We start from the raw sequence: 14204 nt of genomic DNA, 5'->3' as shown, positions 1-14204 counted from the left end.
AATTACTGCGCCCGCAGCGGCAAAGTGGTTGAAGTCAATCGCGGAGCCAAACGTGTTCTTCAGTCTGTCGTCATTGAAGTCGATGGCAACGAGCAAGTTATCTTCAACAAGTACGAAGCGTCGCAATTAGCCTCGCTAGACCGTCAAGCCGTTGTTGATCAACTGGTTGAGTCTGGGATGTGGACTGCGCTCCGCACCCGTCCATTTAGCCGTTCTCCAGCGATTGATGCTGTCCCCGAAGCCGTTTTTGTTAACGCAATGGACACCAATCCGCTCGCCGCGGATCCTAAGGTGATCATCGATGAGCAAAAAGATGCCTTCGTGGCTGGTTTAGACGTCGTCTCGCGCCTCACGGACAAATCTGTCTTTGTGTGCAAAGTGGACGTTGAGCTTCCAACCAGCAAGCAATCCAATGTCGAACAACACGTTTTTGCTGGTCCTCACCCAGCAGGACTGGTTGGTACCCATATCCATCACTTGCGTTCTGTTAATATGGAAAAGCAAGTGTGGCATCTCAACTATCAAGATGTGATTGCGTTTGGGCATCTATTCCTAACCGGTGAAATCTATACTGATCGCGTTGTGTCTCTTGCCGGTCCAATGGTGAGTCAACCACGCCTGGTACGTACTCAGCTGGGTGCTAACTTGATGAGTTGGTCGAGGGCGGTATCATGACCGGTGAAAGCCGTGTGATTTCTGGCTCTGTGCTGTCTGGCACCAAAGCCACGGGCCCACATGCTATCTAGGTCGTTTCCATATGCAAGTCTCGGTGCTTCGCGAAGGTAACGAAAAAGAGTTGTTTGGTTGGCTATCACCCGGTAAAAATCGCTTCTCAGTGACGCGTGCTTATCTTGGCCATTTGTTTAAAGGTCAGCTTTTCAATTTAACCACTTCGACCAACGGCAGTGATCGTTCCATGGTGCCTATCGGTAATTATGAACGAGTGATGCCGCTAGATATCGAGCCAACTATGTTGTTGCGTGATATCTGTGCCGGCGATACAGATAGCATGCAACAGCTAGGCGCGCTGGAGTTAGATCCTGAAGATTTGGCCCTTTGTACGTTTGTCTGCCCAGGCAAGTACGAATTTGGTCCAATGCTCCGCGAGAGCCTGGAAAAAATTGAGAAGGAAGGGTAACAGATGAGCCTGAAAAACTTTTTAGAGCAAATCGAGCCACACTTTGAGCCAGGCGGTAAACACGAAAAGTGGTTTGCCTTGTATGAGGCGGTCGCGACCATTTTATACACACCGGGCATGGTGACCAAAGCTGGCGCGCATGTGCGTGACAGTATCGATTTGAAACGCATTATGATTATGGTGTGGCTTGCTGTGTTCCCAGCGATGTTCTGGGGGATGTACAATACAGGTAGCCAAGCTGTCATGGGTCTAATGGACTTGTATTCAGGCGATCAGCTTGCACAAGTCATTAGTGGAAACTGGCATTATTGGTTAACCGAGTCGATCGCGGGGCCGTTAGCGGCGGCAAGCTGGGGGACCAAAACCATTCTCGGTGCTACTTACTTCCTACCTATCTACGCCACCGTCTTTATTGTAGGTGGGTTTTGGGAAGTGCTTTTCTGCATCGTGCGTAAACACGAAGTGAACGAAGGTTTCTTTGTCACATCCATTTTGTTTGCCCTCATCGTGCCACCGACATTGCCATTATGGCAAGCCGCGCTCGGTATCACCTTTGGTGTGGTGGTCGCAAAAGAGATCTTTGGCGGAACGGGTCGTAACTTCTTGAACCCAGCATTGGCAGGTCGTGCGTTCTTGTTCTTTGCCTATCCAGCACAGATCTCGGGTGATTTGGTGTGGACCGCAGCCGATGGTTACTCAGGTGCAACCGCGCTAAGCCAATGGTATACCGGCGGCCAATCAGCACTGATGCACAATGTGAGTGGTCAAACCATGACGTGGATGGATGCCTTTATTGGTCGTATTCCTGGCTCGATCGGTGAAGTGTCCACGCTCGCTATCTTAATTGGTGGCGCGGCCCTGGTGTACATGCGGATCGCGTCTTGGCGCATCATATTGGGTACCTTTTTGGGCATGGCCGTTGCGGCGATCCTATTTAATCTGATGGGGTCAGATACCAACCCGATGTTCAGCATGCCGTTCTACTGGCACTTGGTGCTGGGTGGTTTTGCATTCGGTATGATGTTCATGGCAACAGACCCGGTATCTGCTGCGTTTACCAATAAAGCGAAATGGTGGTATGGCGCATTGATCGGGGCCATGGCAGTAATCATTCGTGTGGTAAACCCAGCATATCCAGAAGGTATGATGCTGGCGATCCTGTTCGCTAACCTGTTCGCACCTCTTTTTGATAACTTGGTGATTCAGGGCAACATCAAACGGAGACTGGCTCGTAATGGCAAGTAGTAACGATAGTATTAAGAAAACGCTGCTCGTTGTTATCGCGTTGAGCTTGGTGTGCTCAATCGTGGTATCTGGTGCAGCGGTGGCGTTGCGTCCTTTGCAGCAAATGAACGCAAAGCTAGACGTACAAAAAAATATCCTTTCAGTGGCAGGCGTCGATGTGGCGGGTGGTAAAAGCGCGATTAATGATGCTTTCAACAAGTACATCGAAGCGCGCTTAGTCAGCCTAGAAAAAGGCGACTATGTCAGCCCGGAAGCAGTGAATGTCGCTGACGCCGCTGATTATGATCAGCGTGCGGCAGCGAAAGATCCAAGCTTGTCGAAAAAGCTAAGTGGCGAAGAAAATGTGGCAGACATTGGCCGGCGAGCGAATGTTGCTAAAGTCTACTTAGTAAAAAATGATGCCGGTGATGTACAGCGACTCATTCTCCCCGTCAAAGGCTCAGGCCTTTGGAGTATGATGTACGCTTTCGTTGCGGTTGAACCGGATGGCAATACAGTTGCTGACATCGTTTACTACGAGCAAGGTGAAACTCCTGGCTTGGGTGGCGAAGTCGAAAACCCGAAATGGCGCGCAAAGTGGGACGGTAAGAAACTGTTCAACGAGCAAGGCGAGCCCGCAATTCGAGTCGTCAAAGGTGGAGCACCTGAAGGAAGTGAGCACGGCATTGACGCGCTTTCTGGTGCAACGCTGACCAGTAACGGTGTTCAGAATCAATTTAACTTCTGGCTAGGTAAACAGGGTTTTGGCCCATTCTTAGCAAAAGTTCGTGAGGGAGGCCTGACTAATGGCTGAAGCGAAAGAACTGAAGAAAAATCTGCTGTCACCGGTGTTAGACAACAACCCGATTGCTTTACAGGTTCTCGGGGTATGTTCAGCACTGGCGGTGACCACGCAGATGCAGACAGCCTTTGTGATGACACTGGCGGTGATGTTTGTAACCGCCATGTCTAATCTGTTCGTGTCGCTCATTCGCAACCACATCCCTAATAGTGTACGTATCATCGTCCAAATGGCGATCATCGCTTCATTGGTTATTGTGGTTGACGAAACGCTGAAAGCCTTTGTTTATGACATTTCTAAGCAGCTTTCGGTATTCGTGGGACTAATCATCACCAACTGTATCGTGATGGGGCGCGCAGAAGCGTATGCAATGAAGTCATCGCCATTGCCATCGTTTCTGGATGGTATCGGTAACGCGTTGGGTTATGGTTTTGTTCTGATGACAGTCGCTTTCTTCCGCGAGCTTCTTGGCTCTGGCTCTGTCTTTGGCGTATCAATCCTGCCAGTCGTGAGTGAAGGGGGTTGGTATCAGCCTAACGGCATGATGCTGTTGGCCCCTTCTGCATTCTTCCTCATCGGCTTTTTGATTTGGATTGTGCGTACCTTCAAACCAGAACAAGTTGAAGCGAAGGAGTAACAGCTCATGGAACATTATCTCAGCCTGCTGGTGCGCTCAATCTTTATTGAGAACATGGCACTGGCATTCTTCCTCGGTATGTGTACCTTCTTAGCGGTATCTAAGAAAGTAAAAACTGCCTTTGGGCTTGGTGTCGCTGTCGTTGTGGTATTGACGATTGCAGTCCCTGCGAACAATCTGGTTTACAACCTTATCTTGCGTGAAGATGCGTTGGTGAAAGGGGTAGATCTGAGCTTTCTAAACTTTGTGACCTTTATCGGTGTGATTGCTGCTTTGGTACAGATTTTGGAAATGGTACTCGATCGGTTCTTTCCGCCGCTCTATAACGCGCTAGGTATTTTTCTGCCGTTGATCACAGTGAACTGTGCCATCTTTGGTGGCGTATCATTCATGGTACAACGTGATTACAACTTCGCCGAGTCAGTGGTTTATGGCTTTGGCTCGGGGGTAGGCTGGATGTTAGCCATCGTCGCCTTGGCGGGGATCCGCGAGAAAATGAAGTATTCAGACGTGCCGCCTGCCCTGCGAGGATTGGGGATCACCTTTATCTCTGTAGGTCTGATGGCATTGGGCTTTATGTCTTTCTCTGGTGTGCAACTGTAAGCCGGGTAAACTACGAGGAAAGGAATAGTCAATGGACATTATTCTTGGTGTAGTGATGTTTACTCTGATTGTACTGGCGCTGGTTCTGGTGATTTTATTCGCCAAATCCAAGCTAGTACCAACCGGAGACATCACAATTGATATCAATGGCGATCCTGAAAAAGCGATCGTCACTCAGCCAGGCGGCAAGCTGCTTGGTGCACTAGCGGGCGCTGGTGTGTTTGTTTCTTCTGCCTGTGGTGGCGGTGGTTCATGCGGTCAATGTCGTGTGAAGATTAAAGAAGGCGGCGGTGATATTCTGCCGACCGAACTTGACCACATTACCAAAGGCGAAGCGCGTGAAGGTGAACGTCTGTCATGTCAAGTCGCTATTAAGCAAGACATGAAGATTGAGCTGCCAGAAGAGATCTTTGGGGTGAAAAAGTGGGATTGTGAAGTTATTTCTAATAATAACGAAGCCACGTTTATCAAAGAGTTGAAATTACGCATTCCTGATGGCGAGTCGGTCCCTTTCCGTGCCGGTGGTTATATTCAAATTGAAGCGCCACCCCATCATATTAAATACGCAGATTTTGATATTCCTGAGGAATACCGTGAGGATTGGGATAAGTTTAACCTTTTCCGTTACGAGTCTAAGGTAGATGAAGACATTATTCGTGCGTACTCGATGGCTAACTACCCAGAAGAAGAGGGTATTATTATGCTTAACGTACGTGTGGCCGCGCCACCACCGCGTAATCCAGACGTACCACCAGGCCAAATGTCCTCCTATATCTGGTCATTAAAACCGGGTGATAAGTGCACCATCTCTGGTCCGTTTGGTGAGTTCTTCGCCAAAGACACAGACGCGGAAATGGTCTTTATCGGCGGCGGTGCGGGTATGGCGCCAATGCGTTCACATATTTTTGATCAGCTTAAGCGTCTCCACACCGATCGTAAGATGACGTTCTGGTATGGCGCACGGTCCAAGCGTGAAATGTTCTATGTCGAAGATTTCGATATGCTCCAAGAGCAGAATGAAAACTTCAATTGGTACTGCGCCCTCTCTGACCCGCTACCCGATGATAATTGGGACGGTGATACTGGTTTCATCCACAATGTGCTTTATGAAAACTACCTGAAAGATCATGAGGCACCGGAAGATTGCGAGTATTACATGTGTGGGCCACCCATGATGAACGCTGCCGTGATTAGTTTGCTTAAAGACCTGGGTGTCGAAGACGAAAACATTATGTTGGATGATTTCGGTGGGTAAGCACTGATCGTTTGTCTGACCTTGTAATGGCTGGCCCCAGGGCCAGCATTTTACGTATAAACCTGATGTCGAAGGACACCACTATGAAGAAGTTTTGGTTACGCTGTGCAACAGTCGTTGCCGTGGTTGTTGGTCTTGTCGGTTGTGAGCGTTCCCCTGAGCTCGTGCATCTTTCGGGCGAAACCATGGGGACCTATTATTCGATCAAATATATCGCGACGGATGCCACGCCTTCGCAGGATGTTGTTCAAGCGGCTGTTGATCAGCGTTTAGAAACCGTCAACGATCAGATGTCGACTTACCGAAACGACTCCGAACTGAGCCAATTCAACCAGCATCAAGCCAACTCGCCTGTTACGGTCTCTCCAGCGACGGTGATGGTGATTAATGAAGCGATGCGATTGAATCAATTTACTCAAGGCGCGCTGGATGTCACCGTGGGGCCATTGGTTAACCTTTGGAGCTTTGGACCAGAAAAACGGCCTAAGAGCATTCCTAGTGACAAAGAAATAGCGTCACGGATGGCAAAGACAGGCTTAGAATATCTGAGTGTAGACGGGAACACCCTCACAAAAACCCACCCTGATTTGTATGTTGATTTATCAACCATTGCCAAAGGATACGGAGTGGATGTCGTTGCCAACTATCTTGGCGATTTAGGGCTCGATAACTATTTGGTTGAGATTGGCGGTGAGTTACAATTAAAGGGTGTCAACCAAGATCAAGTGCCATGGCGTATCGCGGTTGAGAAGCCGAGTGCGGGGTCGCAATCGGTACAAGAGATTATCGAGCCAGGTGATATGGCCGTCGCCACGTCTGGCGACTACCGTAATTACTTTGAAAGTGATGGCATGCGTTATTCGCATATTATCGATCCAGCGACAGGACGTCCGATTAATCATCACTTGGTGTCAGTGACCGTCCTCGATCCGTCGTGTATGACCGCCGATGGGCTAGCCACGGGTTTCATGGTGCTGGGTCCAGATAAAGCGATAGAATTAGCCAATCAGGCCAATATTCCCGCATTTATGGTAGTAAAAACAGACGATGGTTTTGAAGAAATCGCGTCAGAGGCGTTTCAGTCGTATTTAAAACGTTAGTGTCGCCGCGAGAGCACCACACTAAAAAAGCATGCATAGTGCGTGTCATTTCCTTAAGGTGCCCGATGGCGCCTGAGTACCATGATAAATAATAGGTGAGCAATTATGTCAGTCTTTCTTATCACCTTCGCTGTTTTTCTCCTTGTCATTGCCGGTATGGCAATCGGTTATATCGTCCAGCAAAAAACCATCAGTGGTAGCTGTGGTGGTTTAGGGGCGATTGGCATCGAAAAAGAGTGTGACTGCCCAGAACCGTGCGATGCACGTAAAAAACGCGAAGCACGGGCGGAAAAAACGCGTGAGTGGAAAAAAAACCAAATTATCTAAGCCGTAGTATTTTGCCTATGCGTAATCCCTTAAGGCGCGTGGCAGATACGTCGTCGTGAACTCATAAAAAGGCCGGGCCATGAGCAGAAAAATTATTCATATTGATATGGATTGTTTTTATGCTGCGGTAGAAATGCGCGACAATCCGGCCTTACAGTCGATTCCTTTGGCCATTGGTGGCTCTGCCAATGGACGTGGTGTGATTGCGACCTGTAATTATCCGGCGCGGCGGTTTGGGATACGATCTGCGATGGCCACCGCGCAAGCATTGAAGCTTTGCCCCGGCTTAACCGTGATGCGCGGCAACATGGCAAAATACCGTCGCATCTCCCAACAGTTGCATGCCATTTTTCATCGCTATACCGATACCATTGAACCGCTTTCCCTTGATGAGGCCTACCTTGATGTCACTGAGACTCAGTGTTATCAGAACTCTGCGACCTTAATTGCAGAAGCGATCCGGCGAAATATTCACGATGAGTTAGGGTTAACAGCCTCTGCGGGCGTGGCGCCAATTAAATTTGTCGCAAAAGTGGCGTCAGATAAAAACAAACCGGATGGCATTTGCGTGGTCTCCCCCGAGCAGGTTGATGACTTTGTTCGCGACCTCCCGTTACAGTCTATTCCTGGTGTCGGCCGAGTCACCTTGACCAAATTGCATGAATGGAACCTGTTTACTTGTCATGATATTCAAACCACTGATCAATCAACACTTATCCGACGATTTGGCAAATTTGGGGCGGTGTTATGGCAACGCGCTCATGGCATTGATCGGCGTGAAGTGCAAGTTGAACGTATACGTAAATCCGTTGGGGTAGAAAAAACCTTGTCTGAGGATCTTGATCAGCTTGATGCCTGTTTGCCCTGGATTGATCGCTTATACGATGAGTTACTGATTCAATTAGATAAAGCCGATGCGGGGGGACGTATTTGTCGGCAAGGGATCAAGATGAAGTTTAATGATTTTCAAACGACGACAGTCGCCCATCGGTGTGAGTCCTTGGACCGCGCCTTGTTCGATACCCTATTACACGAAGCGTTTTACCGGGGTGAGGGGCGAGGTATTCGTTTGATTGGTTTATCGGTCGGGTTGGGGGACGATACCGCCCCCCAACTGAGTTTACTCGGTTAGGCGGTTTTAACTGGAATCGCTTTTAAAATAGCCTGCATTTGGTGCCAATAATGGCCAACGCTATCGATGTTCACTTTCTCATCCGGAGAATGCGGGAATTTGATTGTTGGACCAAATGAAATCATATCCATGTCGGGATAGGGTCGTTTAAATAGGCCACATTCTAGCCCAGCATGAATCACCATGATGTCAGGTTTACGTTGATAGATCCCTTCATATGTATCGCGGAAGATATGCATAATCTCTGAATCGGGATCTGGTTTCCAGCCTGGATAAGCGCCTGAAAACTCGATATTGACATTCGCCAAGCTTGCCAGCGATTGCAGCATACTTTGCACGCTTTCGCGGCCTGAATCGATCAACGAGCGGATCAAAAACAGGGCGGTAATTTTATCTTCCTCTGTATTGATTACGCCAAGGTTTAGCGATGTTTCTACCACACCAGGGACGTCATCACTCATTCTTACCACCCCGTTGGGGGCCGCATTTAACGCGGCTAATAAACGTGATTGCACAGCGCGTGTGAGGGGAGCAATCGGATTATCAGTCGATTCCATTACCAAGGTCACTTGATCTTCCAAGCGGCCCAATTCCTCTTGTAGTAGCGTTGCGAATTGATCAACCGCGGCAGACAGCACGTCTTTTTGCGATGCAGGTACGGCAATGTCGGCAAACGCTTCTCGGGGAATCGCATTGCGCAAGGTGCCACCACGTATTGCCAGCAGGTTCATATCAACGTCACCGAGATGGTGGCTCAGAAAACGGGCGAGTAGTTTATTGGCATTCGCTCGGCCGGTATGAATATCCACGCCTGAGTGACCCCCTTTTAACCCTTTAATGCCAATGGTAAAGCGTGCGAGGTCACCTTCTATCGCCTGTCGCTCGAGTGGAAAATGCATGCTGGCATCCACACCCCCCGCGCAGCCCATGTATACTTCCCCTTCTTGCTCGGAGTCCGTATTGAGCAAAATATCGCCGGTTAGCCAGTCTGCTTCCAGCCCAAACGCGCCATCCATACCCGCTTCTTCGTTGGTGGTGAGTAATACTTCAAGTGGGCCGTGTTCGATATCATCTGCATCGAGAACCGCGAGGCAGGAGGCCATCCCCATCCCATTATCCGCCCCTAATGTAGTGCCGTCGGCAGTGACCCAGTCTCCATCGACATAAGGACGAATCGGATCACGGGTAAAATCGTGATCGGTATTTTCATTTTTTTGCGGCACCATATCGAGGTGTGCTTGTAAAACCACGCCTTTACGGTTTTCCATGCCGGGCGTGGCTGGTTTACGAATAAACAGGTTACCCGCCTTATCTTGGCGAACCGCTAAACCGCGTCCTTTTGCCCAGTCGATAATAAATTGAGCTAACTGTGATTCATGATAAGAAGGGTGGGGGATAGCACAGATTTGGTCGAAAAATGCCCAAATAGGGCGCGGTGATAATTGACTGATATCAGACACGATAAACTCCATTATATTTTATGGTTGACCTTTTGTGCAGCAGGCCTCACTGAAATGGAAAAACAAACCCAAGCATATCACTGTCGGTATCATGGCAACAGACATGGAACAAAACACATAGTTGCCAGTTAAACTGGGCGATTTAACTGTAATTAAATTACACATATGAACTTTTTGTGACTCCTGTCACCTTAAAGCTTGTAAATAAATTACCTTTGGTATATTATCTAGACATTGGCAACATCGCTTGCCAGTTGTTCATGGAGTGAACCCGAGTATTCGCCTCCAAGGAACCGAGATAAATGTGAACAACATTGGTTTAAACTTGAGAGAGGTAAAAAATGGAAGGCATGGTATCGAGCTACTACTGGAATCAGCAGTCAGTCTACACCAAAGGTTTTACGTATCCGGCGTCGTTCGGGTACCGCAAGTAAGTTTTATGATTCCCCCGCTCTTACAGAGAGATTTCTGATCCAGAAAGCAAATGCTTTTATTCTGGCGCCACACAATGTGTGGCGTTTTTTTTAGCTATACGTTTAGCGATAAAAAAGCCCCTGCCTAGTTATATCGATGTTCTGTAAAATATTGTCCTTTTCCTTCCCCCTCATCGCGATTGATTGATTTTAGCGCTGGAAATTTTGGCTATCGATCGGTAAGATTTGCGCCAATTTTTAGCACGCAAACGTTTTCCTTTTGGTATCTAGCGATACATCACTTTTAGTTTGGGACAAAACCGATGTTAGAGCGTTTATTTCAACTCAAAGCCCACGGCACCGATCTTCGTACCGAAGTCATCGCCGGGTTCACCACCTTTTTAACCATGGCGTATATCATTTTCGTCAATCCATCTATTTTGGCTGAGGCAGGCATGGATAAAGGTGCTGTCTTTGTCGCGACCTGTCTAGCTGCAGCGGTTGGCTGTCTAGTGATGGGGATTGTCGCAAACTACCCCGTCGCCCAAGCGCCAGGAATGGGGCTGAATGCCTTTTTCACTTATACCGTGGTTTTACAAATGGGGCACTCTTGGCAGGTTGCGTTAGCCGCTGTGTTTATTTCCGGTTTATGTTTCATTTTGCTCAGTGTCTTACGCGTACGTGAATGGATCATTAATTCGATCCCAATGGCGCTACGAACCGGGATATCTGCTGGGATCGGGCTCTTTTTAGCACTCATTGCGTTGCAAAACGCCGGGATTGTCGTTGACCACCCAGCAACACTGGTCGCACTCGGCGATGTCACGGCCTTTGCTCCAGCGATGGCAGCACTGGGTTTCTTTCTCACCATCGGCTTAGTACACCGCGGGTTAAAAGGGGCGGTGATGATTGCCATTTTGGCGGTGACAGTCATCGGTGTTATTGCCGGTGATGTGGCATACAGCGGGTGATGTCTGCGCCACCCAGTTTAGCACCAACGTTTATGCAGCTCGATTTTGCTGGCGCGTTTGAAGTGGGTTTGGTATCGATTGTGTTTGCATTTTTATTTGTGGATCTGTTTGATACGGCAGGAACTTTAGTCGGTGTGGCACAGCGCGCGGAACTTTTGGATAAAGATGGTAAACTACCGCGCTTAAATCGTGCATTACTGGCAGATAGTACCGCGACGTCGGTCGGGGCGCTTTTAGGCACGTCAAATACAACGTCTTACATTGAGAGCGTATCAGGGGTCGCTGCTGGCGGACGCACGGGGTTGACCGCTGTGGTTGTTGGCATTTTGTTTTTGCTGGCGCTCTTTTTTGCACCGCTAGCGGGCATGGTACCTGCGTATGCCACTGCTGGTGCCTTGTTTTATGTGGCCATCTTGATGATGTCAGGCTTGGTGAGCATTAATTGGCGTGACCTGACTGAAGCGGCGCCTGTTGTGGTGGTGTGTTTACTGATGCCGCTGACGTATTCAATTGCAAGCGGTATTGGGCTTGGTTTTATTGCTTTTTGTGCCGTAAAAACCTTTGCGGGCAAAGGGCGAGAAGTCCCTGTCAGTATCTGGATTTTGGCGGGGTTGTTCTTACTCAAGTTCGTATTCTTAGTGTAAAGCAACTTGCCCACATTGACGTTAAAATAAGGCGAGAGACGCCACGAGGTTTTCACCATGAGCAATAAGTTTATTATCACTTGGGACAATATGCAGATGTACACCCGTCAATTGGCGGAGAAGTTGCTACCCGCGGAACAATGGAAAGGTATTATCGCCGTCACTCGCGGTGGCCTGGTCCCTGCTGCTATTCTTGCCCGTGAGCTAGGAATTCGCCATGTCGACACTGTCTGTATTTCAAGTTACGACCATGACCATCAACGCGACATGCGCGTCGTCAAGCAAGCACCGGGTGATGGTGATGGTTTTATTGTGGTTGACGACCTCGTTGATACGGGCGGGACCGCAGAAATGGTGCGTCAACTCTACCCCAAAGCACGTTTCGTTACCGTGAGTGCGAAGCCAGCGGGCAAATCTCTTGTTGATGACTACGTTGTTGATATTCCTCAAGATACTTGGATTGAGCAGCCTTGGGATATGGCCGTTAGCTATGTGGATCCGATTGCAAAGTAAATGCCGATCGCAACGTAAATAGGATTCCGGATTGAGCCAAAACGCCGCGTTTTCACGTGGCGTTTTTTATTCGTGTGATTAAATGCGGAAAATCATGGTCTTGCTATGTGTATGGTTTAAACTAACATCACGTTACAAAAAAGCCTAGGAGTGGATGTGTCCAATAAAGAATCACAAAACCTATCGGTGACGCTTTTTGCCAAACACAAACATGCGACCGAGACATCGACATTATTTGGTGCGGTTCAACAAAGCCAGCAAGCCAATTACTCGGCATTTGATGGGGACAGTGAATCGAGTTGGTACCGTATGCGTCGTCGTGGTCAGTGGACGTGGCAAGGGGTCGATCCGGTCGAAATGGAAGCGATCTTTTCGCTTATTGCCTCTTCCGACAATACCCGTTCTGTCGATGCGTTATTGGATACGGTTGAAGGTTACCGAGCGGGTAACTGGAACTATGAGTGGACCGCGGTAGGGATGCAACACCAAAAAAAAGCACAAGTGTTGGCGGACGAAGGAAAGGCTGAGCAGGCGAGTGAACAGTGGCTTCAGGCATGTACCTACTTTGGTATCGCGGCTTACCCTCACCTGAAAGGGGATAATCTTGCCTTACAGGCCGAAACCTTGGCATTTAAAGCGTTTGAAAAAGCCATAGCGCAACTGCCGTTTACGGTGAAGACTGTCGAAACCCAATTAGACGGTAAAACGTTAAAAGGGTATCTCTATTTACCCCGTACAGACGCCACCTTGCCCGTTGTGATCTTGAGTGGCAGCCTTGATAGCTTACAAACCGATCTCTGGCGCTTATTTGTCGATTACTTTGCTCCCGCCGATATCGCGGTACTGACGCTTGATATGCCATCGGTTGGCCACAGCAGCCACTGGCATTTAAATGAAGACACCAGCCGTTTGCATGCTGCGATGCTTGATAAGCTAGCGGATGTGCCGTGGGCTGATCACCATCGCGTTGGCACCATGGGGATCCGCTTTGGTGCTAACCCAGCGGTGCGGATGGCATTTTTAGAGCCGCATCGTATCAAGGCCAGTGCGTCACTGGGGGCATTGGTTCATGCATTACTCACCGATGCAACACGGATAGAAGAAAATGCCACCCATGTATCTTGATACCTTGGGCTCCCGCATAGGACGCCGGCTGCCTATCGATACCTTGAAAACGCGCTTACAAGCGTGGTCATTGAAAAACCAAGGCCTGCTCACCGGCCGCCGCACAGACGTACCGATTCTCGCGCTAAGCCTGAAAGATGACCCCGTTTGTCCTGAATCAGATAACCAGCTGATTGCGCGATACAGTCGTGGAGGAAAAGCGGTGACGCTACCCAACACGCCATTACACGATGGTTATCATCGCGCACTCACAGAAACCGTCAAATGGTTTGCGGACATGCTTTAAACTTATCATGAGGGGGGTGGCCCGAATCGAAGGTGTGATCTACCACCGAAAGCGAAGGATTGGCATTCACTTGAACGTTAACCGCATGATATACCATGTACAAGGACGTTAAAGTGTCACAGGAGGAAACGATGAGCGATAAAATGACGCTTTCACATGGACGATTAAAAACGCGATTTACCGCACTAGGCCCTTACTTTCGAGAAGGATTATCGGCACCAGAACGTTACTTTTTTGATAGTCTATCTGTGTGCGTCGATGCGGAAAAAGATCCGGATACGCGCGAGTTCTGGGGCTGGTGGTTTGAATTAACCCCCATCGAACACGGTTTTAACTATCGCTATGGTTTTGGTCTGTATGACCACAAAGGGGATTGGGTGAGTGAGTCCATTCCTCAAGAAGCGAGAGATGCGGTAGACAAAACGCTAACCAACTTTTATACCAAGCTGTATACCTTATTAAACGAAGAGCTCGAACTGTCACTGTCACCAAGCGGTACCCTCACCGAACCTGAACTAGCCGGCACCGCGTAACCGTTAATTGCCTGATCCTAGCTCTTGTTAAATGAGCAAGG

The 14204-nt window shown here is 48.9% G+C and carries 11 protein-coding genes and 3 pseudogenes; 13 read left to right on the top strand and 1 reads right to left on the bottom strand.

What is annotated here, in order from left to right; all coding sequences use genetic code 11:
• The 9 genes and pseudogenes from DZ54_RS20315 to dinB all read left to right on the top strand — a co-directional run.
• Nucleotides 1-1138, top strand: a pseudogene (locus tag DZ54_RS20315) (Na(+)-translocating NADH-quinone reductase subunit A); the annotation flags it as partial.
• A 3-nt stretch (nt 1139-1141) separates the two neighbouring features.
• Nucleotides 1142-2383: an NADH:ubiquinone reductase (Na(+)-transporting) subunit B gene (locus tag DZ54_RS0108785; RefSeq protein ID WP_025673801.1), complete on the top strand. Its 1242-nt coding sequence runs from the start codon at nt 1142-1144 to the stop codon at nt 2381-2383.
• Entirely contained in the window at nt 2373-3176 is an 804-nt protein-coding gene (locus tag DZ54_RS0108780; protein ID WP_025673800.1) for a Na(+)-translocating NADH-quinone reductase subunit C, read from the top strand. The genes DZ54_RS0108785 and DZ54_RS0108780 overlap by 11 nt, the downstream gene beginning before the upstream one ends.
• Nucleotides 3169-3801: an NADH:ubiquinone reductase (Na(+)-transporting) subunit D gene (locus tag DZ54_RS0108775; protein ID WP_025673799.1), complete on the top strand. Its 633-nt coding sequence runs from the start codon at nt 3169-3171 to the stop codon at nt 3799-3801. The genes DZ54_RS0108780 and DZ54_RS0108775 overlap by 8 nt, the downstream gene beginning before the upstream one ends.
• Before the next feature lie 6 nt (nt 3802-3807).
• On the top strand, nt 3808-4404 hold the full coding sequence (nqrE, locus tag DZ54_RS0108770) for an NADH:ubiquinone reductase (Na(+)-transporting) subunit E (protein WP_025673798.1): 597 nt from the start codon (nt 3808-3810) through the stop codon (nt 4402-4404).
• A 31-nt stretch (nt 4405-4435) separates the two neighbouring features.
• Nucleotides 4436-5659: an NADH:ubiquinone reductase (Na(+)-transporting) subunit F gene (gene nqrF, locus DZ54_RS0108765; protein WP_025673797.1), complete on the top strand. Its 1224-nt coding sequence runs from the start codon at nt 4436-4438 to the stop codon at nt 5657-5659.
• Nucleotides 5660-5742: 83 nt separating this feature from the next.
• Nucleotides 5743-6759, top strand: coding sequence for an FAD:protein FMN transferase (locus DZ54_RS0108760; protein WP_025673796.1), 1017 nt, complete (start codon nt 5743-5745; stop codon nt 6757-6759).
• 105 nt (nt 6760-6864) lie between these two features.
• On the top strand, nt 6865-7086 hold the full coding sequence (gene nqrM, locus DZ54_RS0108755) for a (Na+)-NQR maturation NqrM (protein WP_021024134.1): 222 nt from the start codon (nt 6865-6867) through the stop codon (nt 7084-7086).
• A 79-nt stretch (nt 7087-7165) separates the two neighbouring features.
• Nucleotides 7166-8218 carry a DNA polymerase IV gene (gene dinB, locus DZ54_RS0108750; protein ID WP_025673795.1) on the top strand — a complete coding sequence of 351 codons (1053 nt, stop codon included), beginning with the start codon at nt 7166-7168 and terminating at the stop codon, nt 8216-8218.
• Here the strand turns inward: dinB and DZ54_RS0108745 are convergent.
• Nucleotides 8215-9678 carry an aminoacyl-histidine dipeptidase gene (locus DZ54_RS0108745; protein WP_037354001.1) on the bottom strand — a complete coding sequence of 488 codons (1464 nt, stop codon included), beginning with the start codon at nt 9676-9678 and terminating at the stop codon, nt 8215-8217. The two genes, dinB and DZ54_RS0108745, sit on opposite strands and share 4 nt — an antisense overlap.
• Nucleotides 9679-10414: 736 nt before the next feature.
• Between DZ54_RS0108745 and DZ54_RS20310 the strand changes: the two are divergent.
• The 4 genes and pseudogenes from DZ54_RS20310 to crl all read left to right on the top strand — a co-directional run bounded on the left by DZ54_RS20310 (nt 10415) and on the right by crl (nt 14163).
• Nucleotides 10415-11706, top strand: a pseudogene (locus DZ54_RS20310) (NCS2 family permease).
• A 57-nt stretch (nt 11707-11763) separates the two neighbouring features.
• Complete coding sequence (gene gpt / locus DZ54_RS0108735; RefSeq protein WP_025673793.1) at nt 11764-12219, top strand: xanthine phosphoribosyltransferase; 456 nt, start codon at nt 11764-11766, stop codon at nt 12217-12219.
• A gap of 156 nt (nt 12220-12375) precedes the next feature.
• Nucleotides 12376-13630, top strand: a pseudogene (gene frsA, locus DZ54_RS20305) (esterase FrsA).
• A gap of 131 nt (nt 13631-13761) precedes the next feature.
• Entirely contained in the window at nt 13762-14163 is a 402-nt protein-coding gene (crl, locus tag DZ54_RS0108725) for a sigma factor-binding protein Crl (protein ID WP_025673792.1), read from the top strand.
• Nucleotides 14164-14204 lie beyond the last annotated feature (41 nt).

This window comes from Salinivibrio socompensis S35, assembly GCF_000513715.1.
Lineage (GTDB): Bacteria > Pseudomonadota > Gammaproteobacteria > Enterobacterales > Vibrionaceae > Salinivibrio > Salinivibrio socompensis.
Note: the sequence above shows the minus strand (reverse complement) of the source record. Positions and strands in the feature narration are given on the sequence as shown.